The sequence below is a fragment of the Salmonella enterica subsp. enterica serovar Typhimurium str. LT2 genome (assembly GCF_000006945.2).
In the GTDB taxonomy this organism is placed as follows: Bacteria; Pseudomonadota; Gammaproteobacteria; order Enterobacterales; family Enterobacteriaceae; genus Salmonella; species Salmonella enterica.
Genome location: NC_003197.2, coordinates 3865893 through 3881230 on the forward strand (window position 1 = coordinate 3865893; position 15338 = coordinate 3881230).

The 15338-nt window shown below is 53.1% G+C and carries 12 protein-coding genes and 24 other annotated features; of the genes, 7 read left to right on the forward strand and 5 right to left on the reverse strand.

From position 1 onward, the window contains the following. Positions 1 to 12 precede the first annotated feature (12 nt). Positions 13 to 18 (forward strand) — a ribosome-binding site (putative RBS for STM3679; RegulonDB:STMS1H003660). Beyond that, positions 13 to 1975 (forward strand): putative cytoplasmic protein gene (locus STM3679; protein NP_462579.1). Within the gene, positions 20 to 1975 belong to an annotated coding region; the region does not span the whole gene. It overlaps the preceding feature by 6 nt. Before the next feature lie 117 nt (positions 1976 to 2092). Here STM3679 and aldB read toward each other — a convergent pair. Next, positions 2093 to 3643 (reverse strand): aldehyde dehydrogenase B gene (aldB, locus tag STM3680; RefSeq protein NP_462580.1). Within the gene, positions 2093 to 3631 belong to an annotated coding region; the region does not span the whole gene. Then, positions 3638 to 3643: a ribosome-binding site (putative RBS for aldB; RegulonDB:STMS1H003661), on the reverse strand. Its footprint overlaps the gene before it by 6 nt. A gap of 28 nt (positions 3644 to 3671) precedes the next feature. Continuing rightward, positions 3672 to 3690 (reverse strand) — a protein binding site (putative binding site for FIS, RegulonDB: STMS1H000146). Further along, positions 3676 to 3692: a protein binding site (putative binding site for FIS, RegulonDB: STMS1H000142), on the reverse strand. Its footprint overlaps the feature before it by 15 nt. A gap of 11 nt (positions 3693 to 3703) precedes the next feature. Next, positions 3704 to 3724, reverse strand: a protein binding site (putative binding site for CRP, RegulonDB: STMS1H000054). A 47-nt stretch (positions 3725 to 3771) separates the two neighbouring features. Then, positions 3772 to 3790 (reverse strand) — a protein binding site (putative binding site for FIS, RegulonDB: STMS1H000147). Positions 3791 to 3793: 3 nt separating this feature from the next. Then, positions 3794 to 3799 (forward strand) — a ribosome-binding site (putative RBS for STM3681; RegulonDB:STMS1H003662). Between aldB and STM3681 the strand changes: the two genes are divergently transcribed. Then, positions 3794 to 4681 (forward strand): putative transcriptional regulator gene (locus STM3681; protein ID NP_462581.1). Within the gene, positions 3800 to 4681 belong to an annotated coding region; the region does not span the whole gene. Its footprint overlaps the feature before it by 6 nt. Then, positions 3864 to 3880, reverse strand: a protein binding site (putative binding site for FIS, RegulonDB: STMS1H000140). It overlaps the preceding gene by 17 nt. Next, positions 3870 to 3888, reverse strand: a protein binding site (putative binding site for FIS, RegulonDB: STMS1H000145). (Overlaps the previous feature by 11 nt.) A gap of 284 nt (positions 4682 to 4965) precedes the next feature. Here STM3681 and selB read toward each other — a convergent pair. From selB to yibF, 3 genes are all read right to left on the reverse strand, one after another. Further along, positions 4966 to 6833 (reverse strand): selenocysteinyl-tRNA-specific translation factor gene (gene selB, locus STM3682; RefSeq protein ID NP_462582.1). Within the gene, positions 4966 to 6816 belong to an annotated coding region; the region does not span the whole gene. Then, positions 6813 to 8215, reverse strand: a protein-coding gene (gene selA, locus STM3683) for a selenocysteine synthase (RefSeq protein ID NP_462583.1). Within the gene, positions 6813 to 8204 belong to an annotated coding region; the region does not span the whole gene. Before selA ends, selB begins: the two co-directional genes overlap by 21 nt. Next, positions 6828 to 6833, reverse strand: a ribosome-binding site (putative RBS for selB; RegulonDB:STMS1H003663). It overlaps the preceding gene by 6 nt. Further along, positions 8210 to 8215 (reverse strand) — a ribosome-binding site (putative RBS for selA; RegulonDB:STMS1H003664). (Lies within the gene selA.) Positions 8216 to 8302: 87 nt before the next feature. Next, the gene (gene yibF / locus STM3684; RefSeq protein NP_462584.1) for a putative glutathione S-transferase occupies positions 8303 to 8922 on the reverse strand. Within the gene, positions 8303 to 8911 belong to an annotated coding region; the region does not span the whole gene. Next, positions 8917 to 8922, reverse strand: a ribosome-binding site (putative RBS for yibF; RegulonDB:STMS1H003665). Its footprint overlaps the gene before it by 6 nt. Positions 8923 to 8999: 77 nt before the next feature. Next, positions 9000 to 9020, forward strand: a protein binding site (putative binding site for CRP, RegulonDB: STMS1H000121). Further along, positions 9006 to 9026: a protein binding site (putative binding site for CRP, RegulonDB: STMS1H000055), on the forward strand. It overlaps the preceding feature by 15 nt. 82 nt (positions 9027 to 9108) lie before the next feature. After that, positions 9109 to 9127: a protein binding site (putative binding site for CRP, RegulonDB: STMS1H000122), on the forward strand. Positions 9128 to 9182: 55 nt separating this feature from the next. Further along, positions 9183 to 9212 (forward strand) — a protein binding site (putative binding site for CRP, RegulonDB: STMS1H000062). Between the two features lie 13 nt (positions 9213 to 9225). Beyond that, positions 9226 to 9246: a protein binding site (putative binding site for CRP, RegulonDB: STMS1H000114), on the forward strand. 51 nt (positions 9247 to 9297) lie between these two features. Next, positions 9298 to 9306 (forward strand) — a -35 signal (putative -35_signal for mtlA; RegulonDB:STMLTH004609). Between yibF and mtlA the strand changes: the two genes are divergently transcribed. From mtlA to mtlR, 3 genes are all read left to right on the forward strand, one after another. Then, positions 9298 to 11303 (forward strand): PTS family, mannitol-specific enzyme IIABC components gene (gene mtlA / locus STM3685; protein ID NP_462585.1). Within the gene, positions 9387 to 11303 belong to an annotated coding region; the region does not span the whole gene. (Overlaps the previous feature by 9 nt.) Next, positions 9325 to 9333, forward strand: a -10 signal (putative -10_signal for mtlA; RegulonDB:STMLTH004609). (Overlaps the previous gene by 9 nt.) Then, positions 9374 to 9379: a ribosome-binding site (putative RBS for mtlA; RegulonDB:STMS1H003666), on the forward strand. A 208-nt stretch (positions 11304 to 11511) precedes the next feature. Beyond that, positions 11512 to 11517 (forward strand) — a ribosome-binding site (putative RBS for mtlD; RegulonDB:STMS1H003667). Continuing rightward, positions 11512 to 12672 (forward strand): mannitol-1-phosphate dehydrogenase gene (gene mtlD / locus STM3686; RefSeq protein ID NP_462586.1). Within the gene, positions 11524 to 12672 belong to an annotated coding region; the region does not span the whole gene. Its footprint overlaps the feature before it by 6 nt. After that, positions 12669 to 13259, forward strand: a complete 591-nt coding sequence (gene mtlR, locus STM3687) for a repressor for mtl (protein ID NP_462587.1) — start codon at positions 12669 to 12671, stop codon at positions 13257 to 13259. The genes mtlD and mtlR overlap by 4 nt, the downstream gene beginning before the upstream one ends. A gap of 9 nt (positions 13260 to 13268) precedes the next feature. Here mtlR and STM3688 read toward each other — a convergent pair. Then, the gene (locus tag STM3688; RefSeq protein ID NP_462588.1) for a putative cytoplasmic protein occupies positions 13269 to 13485 on the reverse strand. Within the gene, positions 13269 to 13478 belong to an annotated coding region; the region does not span the whole gene. Then, positions 13480 to 13485 (reverse strand) — a ribosome-binding site (putative RBS for STM3688; RegulonDB:STMS1H003668). (Overlaps the previous gene by 6 nt.) Before the next feature lie 270 nt (positions 13486 to 13755). After that, positions 13756 to 13761, forward strand: a ribosome-binding site (putative RBS for yibL; RegulonDB:STMS1H003669). Between STM3688 and yibL the strand changes: the two genes are divergently transcribed. Further along, positions 13756 to 14131, forward strand: a protein-coding gene (gene yibL, locus STM3689) for a putative cytoplasmic protein (protein ID NP_462589.1). Within the gene, positions 13769 to 14131 belong to an annotated coding region; the region does not span the whole gene. Its footprint overlaps the feature before it by 6 nt. 483 nt (positions 14132 to 14614) lie before the next feature. After that, positions 14615 to 14620 (forward strand) — a ribosome-binding site (putative RBS for STM3690; RegulonDB:STMS1H003670). Continuing rightward, positions 14615 to 15304 (forward strand): putative inner membrane lipoprotein gene (locus tag STM3690; protein NP_462590.1). Within the gene, positions 14621 to 15304 belong to an annotated coding region; the region does not span the whole gene. (Overlaps the previous feature by 6 nt.) Positions 15305 to 15338 lie beyond the last annotated feature (34 nt).

The window sequence follows — 15338 nt, forward strand, 5'->3', positions numbered from 1 at the left end:
CAGCCTTAAGGAGCACGAAATGAACGTACTGGAAGTCGATCTGCATAAACTGACGGTCAGCGATCCGTTCCTCGGACAGTATCAACAACTGGTTCGCGATGTGGTTATTCCTTACCAGTGGGATGCGTTAAACGATCGTATTCCAGAGGCTGAACCCAGCCATGCCATTGAAAATTTCCGCATTGCCGCAGGCCAGCAGACGGGCGACTTTTACGGCATGGTCTTTCAGGACAGCGACGTGGCGAAATGGCTGGAAGCGGTTGCCTGGTCACTGTGCCAGAAGCCCGATCCAGCGCTTGAGAAAACCGCCGATGAGGTGATTGAACTGGTGGCCGCCGCGCAGTGTGACGATGGCTATCTCAATACGTACTTTACGGCAAAAGCCCCGCAAGAACGCTGGAGCAACCTGGCGGAGTGCCATGAGCTTTATTGCGCCGGGCATCTGATTGAAGCGGGCGTCGCCTTCTTTCAGGCCACCGGCAAGCGTCGGCTGCTAGACGTCGTTTGTCGCCTGGCCGATCATATCGACAGCACTTTCGGCCCTGGCGAAAATCAGCTGCACGGCTATCCGGGCCACCCGGAAATTGAGCTGGCGCTGATGCGTCTGTATGAGGTAACAGAGCAGCCGCGCTATATGACGCTGGCAAGCTACTTTATCGGGCAGCGCGGCGCCCAACCGCACTTCTACGACGAAGAGTACGAAAAACGCGGCCAAACCTCTTACTGGCATACCTACGGCCCGGCGTGGATGGTCAAAGACAAAGCCTACAGCCAGGCGCATCTGCCAATTTCGCAGCAGCAGACGGCAATCGGCCACGCGGTACGTTTTGTCTATCTGATGACTGGCGTGGCGCATCTCGCTCGCCTGAGCAACGATGAAGGCAAACGCCAGGACTGCCTGCGTCTGTGGAAAAATATGGCGCAGCGTCAGCTGTATATCACCGGAGGCATCGGTTCCCAGAGCAGCGGCGAAGCCTTTAGCAGCGATTACGATTTACCGAATGATTCGGTCTATGCGGAAAGTTGCGCTTCAATCGGCCTGATGATGTTCGCCCGCCGGATGCTGGAAATGGAAGCCGATAGCCAGTACGCCGACGTGATGGAGCGCGCGCTGTACAACACCGTCCTCGGTGGTATGGCGCTGGATGGCAAGCATTTCTTCTACGTCAACCCGCTGGAAGTGCATCCAAAATCGTTAAAATTCAACCATATTTACGATCACGTTAAGCCCATCCGCCGGCGCTGGTTTGGCTGCGCCTGCTGCCCGCCGAACATCGCCCGCGTGCTCACCTCCCTTGGTCACTACATCTACACGCCGCGTGCGGATGCGCTGTACATCAATATGTACGTGGGTAACAGCATGGAAATACCGGTTGAAAATGGCGCGCTCAAACTGCGAATCAGCGGGAACTACCCGTGGCATGAGCAGGTGAAGATCGCCATCGACTCTGTGCAGCCGGTACGTCACACGCTGGCGCTACGTCTGCCGGACTGGTGCCCTGAGGCAAAAGTGACGCTCAACGGGCTGGATGTGGAGCAGGATATTCGCAAAGGTTATCTGCATATCCGTCGAACCTGGCAGGAGGGCGATACGATAACCCTGACGCTGCCGATGCCGGTTCGCCGCGTGTATGGCAATCCGCTGGCGCGTCACGTCGCCGGTAAGGTTGCCATTCAGCGCGGGCCGCTGGTCTATTGCCTTGAGCAGGCCGATAACGGCGAAGAGCTGCATAATCTGTGGCTACCGAAAGAGAGTGAGTTCCGGGTCTTTGAGGGCAAAGGGCTTTTTGCGCATAAGATGCTGATTCAGGCTGAAGGCGAGAAGCAAAGCGCCCCAGATGCGCAGCATCAGGCGTTGTGGCACTACGATAACGCGCCGTCATCGCGCCAGCCGCAGACGCTAACCTTCATTCCGTGGTTTAGCTGGGCCAACCGTGGCGAGGGCGAAATGCGGATTTGGGTTAACGAGCGGTAATACTGTGCCGGATGGCGGCTGCGCCTTATCCGGCCTACAATATTTGCAATATCAGTATATTGCGATAAATTCTTGTAGGCCCGATAAGCGAAGCGCCATCGGGCATTACCTCTTGCGTCAGAACAGCCCCAGAGGCTTATCGGAATAGCTCACCAGCAGGCACTTGGTTTGCTGGTAGTGTTCCAGCATCATCTTATGCGTTTCGCGCCCGATGCCCGACTGCTTATAGCCGCCGAACGCAGCATGTGCCGGATAGGCGTGATAGCAGTTGGTCCATACGCGCCCGGCCTGAATGCCGCGCCCCATCTTATAGGCCAGATTGCCGTTGCGGCTCCAGACGCCGGCGCCGAGGCCATACTGCGTATCGTTAGCGATTTCCAGCGCCTCCTCCATGGTTTTAAAGGTGGTTACCGCCAGCACTGGGCCAAAGATCTCCTCCTGAAAGACGCGCATATTGTTCTTACCAAACAGAATGGTAGGCTCAAGGTAATAGCCCTCTTTAAGTTCGCCATCCAGCTCCTTGCGTCGCCCACCGGTCAGAATATCGGCCCCCTCTTTTTTACCGATATCGATATAATTGAGGATAGTCTCAAGCTGGCCGTGGGAGACCTGCGCCCCCATCTGTGTACCGCTATCTAGCGGGTTCCCGCTGCGAATGCTCTCCACCCGGCGAATAGCGCGTTCCATAAAGCGCTCATAGATGGACTCCTGGACCAGCGCACGGCTTGGACAGGTACACACCTCGCCCTGGTTAAAGGCAAACAGGGCAAATCCCTCCAGCGCTTTATCAAAGAACGCATCTTCCTCATCCATCACGTCAGCAAAGAAGATATTGGGCGATTTACCGCCTAACTCCAGCGTCACCGGAATAATGTTCTGCGTGGCGTACTGCATGATCTGTTGACCCACTTCCGTCGAACCGGTAAACGCCACCTTCGCGATACGTTTCGAGGTCGCCAGATATTCGCCAATCTCGCCGCCCGCGCCGTTCACGACGTTGACGACGCCCGGCGGTAACAGATCGCCAATGATTTCCATCAACAGCAAAACGGAAAGCGGCGTCAGGCGTGCCGGTTTAAGCACCACGCAGTTACCCGCCGCCAGCGCTGGCGCCATTTTCCAGCTTGCCATCAACAACGGAAAGTTCCACGGGATTATCTGCCCCACGACGCCAAGCGGTTCGTGAAAATGGTAGGCCACGGTTTCGCTATCAACTTCGCTAATCCCGCCCTCCTGCGCACGTATACAGGAGGCGAAATAGCGGAAATGATCGATCGCCAGCGGTACGTCGGCGGCGCTGGTTTCACGAATCGGTTTACCGTTATCCCAGGTTTCCGCTGTCGCCAACAGTTCGAGGTTTTGTTCCATCCGATCGGCGATCTTAAACAAGATAGCGGCACGGTCTTGTACTGACGTATGCGCCCACTTATCTTTCGCCTTATGCGCGGCGTCGAGCGCTAAATCGATATCTTTTTTACCGGAGGAAGCGACTTCACATAGCGGCTGGCCGGTCACTGGCGTCAGGTTTTGATAATATTCGCCGTCGGCGGGCGCAACCCAGTCACCACCAATAAAATTGTCATAGCGGGCTTTTAACTTCAGTGGGTACCCGTATTCACCTGGCTGAATACGTGTTGAAGGGGGATTGTTCGTCATGACCAACTCCTTATTGTAAAGGTACTCCACAAGGGTAGACGGTGCTGGTGAATTTTTCGCCAATGATTTCCCGCTTTACGACAGCAATCACGAATTACTTTCCTTTACGTTTCTCCGTCTGGTTTTAGCCATACTAAACAGGTGCCTGTTTAACGTACGGAGAACACTATGCAGCAATATATCGGTATTGATGTGGGAGGAACTCACGTCAAATATGGCGTGATTAACAGTGACGGCGAAGAATTAACCCATCATCAATTCGATACGCCAGAGGACGCCTCCACGTTTACCCGCAAATGGCAGGATGTGGTGGCGCGTTGCCAACAGGACTATGACATTGCGGCAATCGGGGTCAGTTTCCCTGGCCATATTAATCCCCATAACGGTCATGCGGCAAAAGCGGGCGCGCTGGCTTACCTGGATGACGTCAACCTGATGGAGTTGTTCAGCGGGCTGACCGATCTGCCGCTGGTCGTGGAGAACGACGCGAACTGTGCGGCGCTGGGCGAAATGTGGCGAGGTGCCGGGCAGCATTATGAAAACATGGTCTGCATTACCATTGGAACCGGCATTGGCGGCGGTATTATCGTCGGACGAGAACTGTATCGCGGCGCGCATTTTCACGCCGGTGAATTCGGCGTCATGCCGGTCGGGAACAATGGCGAAAGTATGCATAAAATCGCGTCAACCAGCGGATTAATGGCGTCGTGCCGCCAGGCGCTGGCGCTGCCTGCCGAAGAGATGCCGCCTGCGGATGTGATCTTCGAACGAATGGCGACCGATGTTCATCTGCGTGAGGCGGTCAATGACTGGGCGCGTTATCTTTCACGCGGCGTTTACAGCGTGATCTCTATGTTTGATCCGGGCGTGGTGCTGATCGGCGGAGGAATAAGCGAACAGGAAAAGCTCTACCCGCTCCTGACGCGGCATCTTGAAACGTTTGAAATGTGGGAGGCGCTCCAGGTGCCGATTCAGCCCTGCCAACTGGGAAATCAGGCGGGCAGGCTGGGCGCCGTCTGGCTGGCGCAGCAAAAGCTCGACCGAGGCTAACGTGTTACGCCTTATCCGGCCTGCATTGTCTACGCAGGCCCGGTAAGCGTCCGCGCCACCGGGCAAAGGCGTTACATCGCCGTGCGATAAAGTTCCACAATCTCATCGTGAGTCGCCTGAATAAGGCGCAAAGAATACGGGTGAAATTATCCTGATAACAGGTTCACGCTGGCTATTTTAAGAAGCCAGAAAAATAAAAAGCACATCTGGTTCATTTCCTGATGTGCTTTTTATAAAGCAACGCAATAATTGTATTGCTTCATTTGTTATTTAATTTAACCATTTCATTCTTTTTGCGGAAATAATAACGCATCACGTAATAAATGATCATTCCCACGACGTCGTGTAAATCCAATCCGGTCAAAATATTCAAGGATCTGAATGGCCAGTTTCCGCCCTACATTCAGCCTGTCGCGAAAATCCGCCGCACAGGTTGATCCTCTCTCTTGATCCAGCTCGCGGATCATATTGGCGAAAGCGACAATCCGATCGTTACGATAGTACCGATCTTTTACGATCGCGGTAATGATGCCTTGCTGTGCCGCCTGCCGCAGCACCAGCCGCATCAATTGTTCTTCCGTTCCGGTCTCTTTCGCCAGATCGCGTACCCACCAGGGTTCATCGCCAAATAGCGGTTCGACTTTTTGCCAGACGGCCTGCTGCTCATCGCTAAATCCCGCTTTATGATCCGGCAGATGCAACCAACCGTGATGGCTATGAATCAGGCCGTCGTCGCGCATCCGCTCGATCAGCATCAGAACCAGCGCTTCATCCTCCATCGGCAGGGCCATGCGGCGTAAACGCTCGCGTCCCGGCCCCGGTTCATCGCGGTGCTGTTCGTGGTAGGTCGCCAGCGTATCAAGAATCTTACGCTGCCAGCGGGCGGCGACGGGCGCGCTTAACAAATTGTCTCCAGCCTGGATAAAACCATGTTGCTCAATAAGCTGACGCATACCGAGAGGATTAAGCTGACGCGCCCAACCGAAATCCGGCAGGTTGACGGCGCCGCGTTCCAGATGAATGGCCAACGCCGCGCTATCGTCCTGCGCGGCGGCAAGCGTTGAAAGCCAGTGCAAATAATCTGGCTTACGTTTACCGCGACGCGGCGCCTTAAGCGTCACCACGCGTGCGCCGGCAAGGGTGGCACGTGCGGAAATATCACGCAGCACCAGTCTGTCATTATCGGCCAGCCACAACGGCGTATCAAAGATCAGCTCGGCCAGCCCGCCTTCCAGCAAAGAGACGCGACCGGTCACATGGCTGGCAGCATGGTGAATATGTAGCGGTTGCCATTGGGAAAGCGGCGCATGAAGCGCCAGAGAAACGATCACCCGGGAAAAAGCCTCCCCCACCGGCGCATCGGAAAGCAGCCAGTCGCCGCGGTTAAGCTGCTCCTTCTCCGCATCGCCCGCAATATTGAGCGCAATACGTTGCCCGGCATACGCATGGTCAGTGGGCTGATTTTGCGCGTGTAGACTTCGTACGCGCATCGGCGTATTAACGCCGGTCAACCATAGCGTATCGCCCACGTTTACCTCTCCGCTCAGCGCCGTTCCGGTCACCACCAGTCCCGCCCCTTTCACCGTAAACGCACGGTCGATAGCCAGGCGGAAGCGATGCTGCGCGGCGTGCGAACGTGCAGGAAGCTGCTGTAAATGAGCGCGAAGTTCTGCAATACCGCGTCCTTCATTGGCGGCGGTGACAAATAAAACGGTATCGGCGAAGCCATAGTTGTCGAGCGCCGCCAGTACCTCTTCACGTACTTCACCGATACGCGCCTCGTCCACGCGATCGGCTTTGGTCAGCGCGACGGTGAGCTGGAGATTACCCGTCAGTTGTAGGATCTGTAAATGCTCGCGCGTTTGCGCCATGACGCCGTCATCACAGGCGACCACCAGCAAAGCGTGATCGATACCGCCTACGCCCGCCAGCATGTTAGAGAGGAATTTTTCATGCCCAGGCACATCGATAAAGCCCAGCACACGACCATCCGGCTGCGGCCAATAGGCGTAGCCCAGATCGATAGTCATCCCGCGTTTTTTCTCTTCCGGCAGGCGATCGGCATTGACCCCGGTAATCGCCTGGAGCAACGTCGTTTTACCGTGGTCTACGTGTCCGGCAGTTGCAATAATCATTTCAGCATCATCTCCATAAACCGGCTTTCGTCTTCAAGACAGCGCATATCCAGCCATAAACGGCCATCATAAATTCGGCCAATGACCGGTACAGGCAGCATGCGCCAGCGGGCCGCCAGCGCCTCCAGCCGACTACCGCGCCCGTCGTGCGGGGTAAAGGTCATGGCGGCGCTGGGAAGGCGGTCTACCGGTAATGAACCGCTGCCGATTTGCGACAGGCAGGGTTTAACCTCCAGCGCAAATTCATCGCCGTAACGTGCCGCCAGCCGCGCCTGTAACCGCTGCGCTTGTTCGCGAATCGACGCTTCGCTGCGGGTTAACAGACGCAGCGTGGGTAATTTCTCCGCCAACGCTTCCGGGTGCAGATACAGACGTAACGTTGCCTCCAGCGCCGCCAGCGTCATTTTATCCGCACGCAGGGCGCGTTTCAGCGGATGGCTTTGCAGTTGGGCAATCATCGCTTTTTTGCCGACGATGATCCCGGCCTGCGGCCCGCCCAGCAACTTATCGCCGGAGAAGCTTACCAGGCTGACGCCTGCGGCAATGAGCTGCTGCGGCATCGGCTCTTTGGGTAAGCCATATTGACTTAAATCCACCAGCGAACCGCTGCCCAGATCCGCCACCACCGGAATATCCAGCTCTCGCCCGATTTCCGCCAGTTCCGCTTCCTCTACCGTTTTGGTAAAGCCCTCAATGCTGTAATTACTGGTATGCACCTTCATCAACAGCCCGGTATTTTCATTTACCGCCTGACGGTAATCTTTCGCGTGCGTCCGGTTGGTGGTGCCTACTTCATGCAGCGTACAGCCCGCCTGGCGCATAACATCCGGAATACGAAACGCGCCGCCGATTTCGACCAGCTCGCCACGCGAAACCACCACCTCTTTGCCGCTGGCGGTCGCTGCCAGCATCAGCAATACCGCCGCCGCATTGTTATTGACGATACAGGCGTCCTCCGCCCCGGTGATACGGCATAACAGCGTCGCCAATGCCCGGTCGCGATGCCCCCGCCCGGCGCCATCCAAATCGTATTCCAGCGTCACCGGCGCGCGCATCGCCTGCGTTACCGCCTCAATCGCTTCTTGCGCCTGCAATGCGCGGCCAAGATTGGTGTGCAACACCGTCCCCGTCAGGTTAATCACCGGGCGCAGCGCGCTTTGCGCCGCATTTTCCAGCCGGAGTTTCGCCTCTTGCGCCCAGTCTGCGTACCAGTCGGGAAGCGTTTGCGTATTCCGGATGACGTCGCGCGCGTCGTCAAGCATCCGCCTAAGCAGATCAACCACCTGGGTATGGCCATACCGATCGCGCAGAGAAAGAAAGGCGCTATCGTGCAATAAACGATCGATAGCAGGAAGCTGGCTGTAGAGTGTACGCGTTTCGCTTGTCATGAAAATGCCTGGCTGTTGGTGGCCCTCTCCTGGCGGGAGAGGGATATCGACATAAGGGGGATTGTAACGTGAGTTTGCTCAGGCGGACATAATGCGCGTCAAGCCTTTGGCGCTTCGGTGCGGGCAAAACTTTCGCGTTGAAAAAGCGTTTCGACCAGTTTGACCAGGTGGGGGCGGCTAACACACCAGCCAGGCGCGACCCGGCGGAAGTTGAGATAGCCTACCGCACAGGCAATCGCGATAGTCGCCAGATTGACCGTATCCGTTTTTAGCGTCCCGTCGCTCAGATAACTTTCGAGCATATCCAGGCTGCGGTTGATTTTTTCCCGCTGGCGCAGCAGTTCCGTTTCCGATTGTTGCGCCGTCGGGCGCGCCTGTTCGCGTACAGACACCAACGCTGCATCCATAATGCCGTCAGCCAACGCTTCAAGCTGGCGAACTTTAAGCGCTGCCATCGGGTCACGCGGGAGCATCGCTGGCGCGATATCCAGCAGTTCAATATATTCCGCGATGATCGGCGAATCGAACCAGTACTCCCCTTTCTCCGTCACCAGCGCTGGCACCTTACCCAGAGGGTTGTATTGCGCCACGCCGTTATCCGCCTCGTAAGGTAGTTCATTAATAAATTCGAAGGTAATACCCTTTTCGAGCAGCAGAACAGAGATTTTGCGCACAAAAGGGCTGGTGTAGCTACCGATGAGTTTCATGCCGTGTCCTTTTTGCCAACCAGTAAAAATCATAGTATGGCTCAAATAAGACGAAAAGAGACACAAAAGGAGGTTGCTGAATGACATAACGTGAGAGGACTCGCGACAAAATGTTTGTCGGATCGTATTGACGTTACCCGGGCTTAAAATTTCTTGTGAAGAGGATCACAAAAATTCAACAAAGCACCAAAATAAAAATGTGAAATATCTCACATAAAATGGCCTTTTAAGGGCTAAAAATTAGATTCGTTGTTTTTTTACACAGCCACTTTGTGATCAATATCACATCAATTACCTCTCTACCCCCTATATTTATGTGACGCAAATCACATAAATTGTCCCTGTCTGGACAGTTGAACGATTCAGTGCCAGATTGCGCAGTATCTACACTACAGGGTCCGGCTACCTCTGCCGCTACATTAACAAACCTCGGGCTTTCAGCCTGCGCGACAGCAACATAAGAAGGGGTGTTTTTATGTCATCCGATATTAAGATCAAAGTGCAAAGCTTTGGTCGATTCCTCAGCAATATGGTGATGCCTAATATCGGCGCGTTTATCGCGTGGGGTATTATCACCGCATTATTTATTCCAACAGGGTGGTTGCCTAACGAAACGCTGGCGAAACTGGTTGGTCCGATGATCACCTACCTGCTGCCGCTGCTCATCGGTTATACCGGCGGTCGTCTGGTTGGCGGCGAACGCGGCGGCGTAGTGGGCGCTATCACTACCATGGGCGTTATTGTCGGCGCGGATATGCCGATGTTCCTCGGCTCGATGATCGCCGGTCCATTAGGCGGCTACTGCATTAAGAAATTCGACAGTTGGGTAGACGGTAAGATCAAATCCGGTTTTGAGATGCTGGTGAACAACTTCTCCGCTGGCATTATCGGTATGATCCTCGCCATCCTGGCGTTCCTCGGTATTGGTCCGGCGGTTGAAGTCCTGTCCAAAATTCTGGCGGCGGGCGTTAACTTCATGGTGGCGCACGATATGCTGCCGCTGGCGTCCATTTTTGTTGAACCGGCGAAAATCCTGTTCCTCAATAACGCGATTAACCACGGCATCTTCTCACCGCTGGGTATCCAGCAGTCCCATGAAATGGGTAAATCCATCTTCTTCCTGATTGAAGCTAACCCGGGTCCGGGGATGGGCGTCCTGCTGGCGTACATGTTCTTCGGTCGCGGCAGCGCTAAACAGTCTGCGGGCGGCGCGGCCATCATCCACTTCCTGGGCGGTATCCACGAAATTTACTTCCCGTACGTGCTGATGAACCCACGCCTGATTCTGGCCGTTATCCTTGGCGGTATGACCGGCGTATTCACCCTGACCATCCTGAACGGCGGTCTGGTCTCTCCGGCGTCTCCGGGTTCCATTCTGGCGGTACTGGCGATGACGCCAAAAGGCGCTTACTTCGCTAACATCGCTGCCATCGTGGCGGCAATGGCGGTCTCCTTCGTGGTTTCTGCAATTCTGCTGAAAACCAGCAAAGTGAAAGAAGAAGATGACATTGAAGCGGCCACCCGTCGTATGCATGACATGAAAGCGGAATCTAAAGGCGCCTCTCCGCTGGCGGCTGGCGACGTGACCAACGACCTGAGCCATGTGCGTAAAATCATCGTGGCTTGCGATGCCGGTATGGGTTCCAGCGCGATGGGCGCAGGGGTACTGCGTAAGAAAGTACAGGATGCAGGCCTGAGCCAGATCTCCGTCACCAACAGCGCCATTAACAATCTGCCGCCGGATGTAGATCTGGTCATTACTCACCGTGACCTGACCGAGCGCGCGATGCGTCAGGTACCGCAGGCGCAGCATATTTCGCTGACCAACTTCCTGGATAGCGGCCTGTACACCAGCCTGACCGAACGTCTGGTTGCCGCACAGCGCCACAATACTAATGAAGAGAAAGTACGCGACCATCTGAAAGACAGCTTTGAGGAGGGTGATAACAACCTGTTCAAGCTGGGCGCGGAGAATATCTTCCTGGGCCGTAAAGCCGCTAACAAAGAAGAGGCGATTCGCTTTGCCGGTGAACAACTGGTGAAAGGCGGCTATGTTGAGCCGGAATACGTCGAAGCGATGCTGGACCGCGAAAAGCTGACGCCGACTTACCTCGGTGAATCCATCGCAGTTCCGCACGGCACGGTGGAAGCTAAAGATCGCGTGCTGAAAACCGGCGTGGTGTTCTGCCAGTATCCGGAAGGCGTACGCTTCGGTGAAGAAGAAGACGATATTGCCCGTCTGGTCATTGGTATCGCCGCACGTAACAATGAGCACATCCAGGTCATCACTAGCCTGACCAACGCGCTGGATGATGAATCCGTGATCGAACGTCTGGCGCACACCACCAGCGTGGATGAAGTGCTGGAACTGCTGGCAGGTAAAAAAGCTTAACAGTTAAGCATCCCCAAAATAGTTCGAGCTGCAGGAAGGCGGCAACGCAGTGAATCCCCAGGAGCGTACATAAGTACGTGACTGGGGTGAGCGAGGAGAGCCAACGCATCTGCAGTTCGAAATATGAAGGCGATATCCTCTCCCTTGTGGAGAGGGTTAGGTTGAGGGAAAAGCCTCACCCCAGCCCTCTCGGGTAAAAACATTAATGAAGGTTAATACTATGAAAGCATTACATTTTGGCGCAGGTAATATCGGTCGTGGCTTTATCGGCAAATTGCTGGCTGACGCGGGGATACAACTGACGTTTGCGGATGTAAACCAGGTCGTACTCGATGCCCTGAATGCCCGTCATAGCTATCAGGTTCATGTTGTGGGTGAAAATGAGCAGGTGGATACCGTTTCCGGCGTCAACGCTGTCAGCAGCATCGGCGATGATGTTGTCGACCTGATTGCCCACGTTGATTTAATCACCACTGCCGTGGGCCCGGTGGTGCTTGAGCGTATCGCTCCGGCTATCGCTAAAGGGCTGGTAAAACGTAAGGCGCAGGGCGTGGATGCCCCGCTGAATATCATCGCCTGTGAAAATATGGTGCGCGGCACCACGCAGCTGAAAGGCCACGTAATGAACGCGCTGGCGGATGGCGATAAAGCCTGGGTTGAACAGCACGTCGGTTTTGTCGATTCCGCCGTTGACCGTATTGTGCCGCCATCTGCTTCTGCGACCAACGATCCGCTGGAAGTGACGGTAGAAACGTTCAGCGAGTGGATTGTCGATAAAACCCAGTTTAAAGGCGCGTTGCCAAACATTCCGGGGATGGAGTTAACGGATAACCTGATGGCATTTGTCGAACGTAAACTCTTCACGCTGAACACAGGTCATGCTATAACCGCGTACCTCGGCAAATTAGCCGGTCATCAAACCATTCGCGACGCTATTCTCGATGAGAGTATTCGCGCGGTGGTGAAAGGCGCGATGGAAGAAAGCGGCGCGGTGCTGATCAAACGCTACGGTTTTGATGCCGACAAACATGCGGCATACATTCAGAAAATCCTCGGTCGTTTTGAAAACCCGTATCTGAAAGATGACGTCGAACGCGTAGGTCGTCAGCCGCTACGCAAACTCAGCGCGGGCGACCGTCTGATCAAACCGCTGCTTGGCACCCTGGAATATGGTCTGCCGCATGTAAATCTGGTCAAAGGGATCGCGGCGGCGATGCATTTCCGTAGTGATGAAGATCCGCAGGCGCAGGAGTTGGCGGCTCTGATTACCGAAAAAGGCCCGCAGGCCGCGCTGGCGCAAATTTCCGGGCTGGATGCCAATAGCGATGTGGTGGCGGAGGCGGTTAACGCATATAACGCGACCAAATGACGCAGAATCCGGCGCAGGTTAGCCTGCGCCCAAATAACAGATTGTCAGATATGCAGGCAATAATGGAACAAACCCAGGCCTTTGAAAATCGTGTGCTTGAGCGTCTGAATGCTGGCAAAACCGTACGGAGCTTCCTGATTACCGCCGTCGAGTTATTGACCGAGGCGGTGAATATTCTGGTGCTTCAGGTGTTTCGCAAAGACGACTATGCCGTGAAATACGCTGTGGAACCGTTGCTGGACGGCGACGGGCCGCTGGGCGATCTTTCGGTACGTCTGAAACTTATCTATGGCCTGGGCGTACTCAGCCGCACCGAATATGAAGATGCGGAGCTGTTAATGGCGCTGCGCGAAGAGCTGAATCACGATGGCAATGAGTACGCCTTTACCGACGATGAAATCCTCGGGCCGTTTGGCGAACTGCACTGCGTCATGGCGCTACCGCCGCCGCCGCATTTTGATACGTCCGACGCGGCGCTATACGCCATGCAAATTCAGCGCTACCAGCAGGCGGTGCGTTCGACGATGGTCCTCTCTCTGACCGAGCTGATTTCTAAAATCAGCTTAAAAAAGGCCTTTCAAAAGTAAATCCCGCCGTTAACCTCTTTCTTCTTCTTTTGGTCGGTACAGCCGCCGGTAATATTCCAGACGCTGCAAATAAATGGGCGCGCTCTCCGACGGCACCTCGGAAGGAACATAATCACGCGGCGGCGTTTTATTCAGGTATTCACGGAACGCCTGGCTGGACGCCATAAAATCGACGGCTTTATCAATAAGAAGTGGTACGTTCTCACCTATTTTTGCCATGATAGATCCTCCATGTGGGACCCGCGTCTGACTCCCGCGGTCGCTTATTTGAGTTTAGGATCAATTTAGCGTTGTCATTGAGGAAAATGTGCTTAATCGCTTTTCTTGCCGACAAAAGGGCGCTTCATCTTTTCTTTCGACAAAAAGGATTTTATTCTCAACGAGATAATTAAATAATGAGCAGTGTAATACTTGCCATAATTGATTATCTTTACGTCATGAGTTGTGAAGAATCACTCACTGCGCGCATACTATAAGGTATCTATCCCATTTCTATCAGAAGCTATCCCATGAAAGAAGTTGAAAAAAACGAAATTAAACGCCTGAGCGATCGTCTTGACGCTATTCGCCACCAGCAGGCAGGTCTCTCTCTGGTTGAATCCGCCGATAAATACGCGGAGCTGGAAAAAGAAAAAGAGACGCTAGAAGCAGAAATTATCCGTCTGCGCGAAGTACACAGCCAGAAACTGAGTAAAGAAGCGCAGAAGCTGATGAACCTGCCGTTTCGCCGCGCGATCACTAAAAAAGAGCAGGCCGACATGGGCAAGTTGAAGAAAAGCGTGCGTGGCCTGATTGTTGTCCACCCGATGACGGCGCTGGGCCGGGAAATGGGGCTCAAAGAGATGACAGGTTTCGCGAAGAGCGAGTTCTAAACCTTCCGCATCCCAGGCTCTCAGGACACCCGTTGTACGGAGGATGTCTTGAGAGCATCGGGCTATATTCCGAATTTTTCATGGAACTATTTACACCGCTTATATACAAGTTCATTTTTAACGGTAGTCCCTGCTTTTTCAGGATGAAAAATTCCACTATCATGCCTGTTTGTATTTATACAATGAATTTTTTTCATCCCCTTTTCTTATATCCCGCAGAATATGATTGACCCGCAAAATTAAATAACATTATCATCCCTGAAAAAAAATCCCCATACATAAACATTATAATTATATTTTTATAAAGCATTGCTATGAGCAATTGATAAATAACGTCGGGTTTTTGCGCGCTTCTATAGAAGCGACGAATGTTTTCATTCTAACCATACGTTAATGAGTTATTGGCAATACTCGCTGAATGATGAGCTAGTTGTATAAATAACAGGTTAACTATTTATATTATATAAATTATTAACAAGGATATTTCATATGCACAAAAATGGAAAATTTATCCCCCTGCTTGCGTTGGGATTCACATTCTTTTTATCTGGTTGTGATTACTTCGCAGATAAACACCTTGTTGAAGAAATGAAAGAACAACAAAAAGAACAAGAAACAAAGATAAACCTGTTAGAAAAACAACAAAAAGAACAAGAAGCAAAGATAAATCTGTTAGAAAAACAACAAGCTACGATTATCAACACAACCAAAAAGGTCACCGAAGTCGTTGGCCGCGTTGAACGCAAACAACGGCTATTCGACTATACAGAACTGGACCCATCACAAACGCACTATTTTATTATTAACAACGGCAATATCGGATTAGCCGGGCGTATTCTATCTATTGAGCCAATAGATAATGGAAGTGTTATTCATCTTGATTTAGTTAACTTACTCAGCATTCCGGTATCAAACCTTGCGTTTAATATGACATGGGGTACGAAAAAACCTTCCGAGGCAAAAGATCTGCCTCGCTGGAAACAACTCCTGCTCAACACGAAAATGGACTCGACAATCGAACTCTTACCGGGAGCATGGACAAACGTCACGCTAACATTAAAAGGCGTATCGCCCAATAATCTTAAGTATCTAAAAATAGGTATTGACATGGAGAATGTCATATTCGACAGCATACAACCTATTAACGATACAAAAAAGAAGCCAAAAAAATAATAGCCATTGATACAATTATTTTAGAAAAGGAAAT

Excerpts from the sequence above, each read along its gene's own strand:
- STM3679 (NP_462579.1), top strand. The coding sequence starts at position 20 with ATGAACGTACTGGAAGTCGATCTGCATAAACTGACGGTCAGCGATCCG.
- aldB (NP_462580.1), bottom strand. The coding sequence starts at position 3,631 with ATGACGAACAATCCCCCTTCAACACGTATTCAGCCAGGTGAATACGGG.
- STM3681 (NP_462581.1), top strand. The coding sequence starts at position 3,800 with ATGCAGCAATATATCGGTATTGATGTGGGAGGAACTCACGTCAAATAT.
- selB (NP_462582.1), bottom strand. The coding sequence starts at position 6,816 with ATGATTATTGCAACTGCCGGACACGTAGACCACGGTAAAACGACGTTG.
- selA (NP_462583.1), bottom strand. The coding sequence starts at position 8,204 with ATGACAAGCGAAACGCGTACACTCTACAGCCAGCTTCCTGCTATCGAT.
- yibF (NP_462584.1), bottom strand. The coding sequence starts at position 8,911 with ATGAAACTCATCGGTAGCTACACCAGCCCTTTTGTGCGCAAAATCTCT.
- mtlA (NP_462585.1), top strand. The coding sequence starts at position 9,387 with ATGTCATCCGATATTAAGATCAAAGTGCAAAGCTTTGGTCGATTCCTC.
- mtlD (NP_462586.1), top strand. The coding sequence starts at position 11,524 with ATGAAAGCATTACATTTTGGCGCAGGTAATATCGGTCGTGGCTTTATC.
- mtlR (NP_462587.1), top strand. The coding sequence starts at position 12,669 with ATGACGCAGAATCCGGCGCAGGTTAGCCTGCGCCCAAATAACAGATTG.
- STM3688 (NP_462588.1), bottom strand. The coding sequence starts at position 13,478 with ATGGCAAAAATAGGTGAGAACGTACCACTTCTTATTGATAAAGCCGTC.
- yibL (NP_462589.1), top strand. The coding sequence starts at position 13,769 with ATGAAAGAAGTTGAAAAAAACGAAATTAAACGCCTGAGCGATCGTCTT.
- STM3690 (NP_462590.1), top strand. The coding sequence starts at position 14,621 with ATGCACAAAAATGGAAAATTTATCCCCCTGCTTGCGTTGGGATTCACA.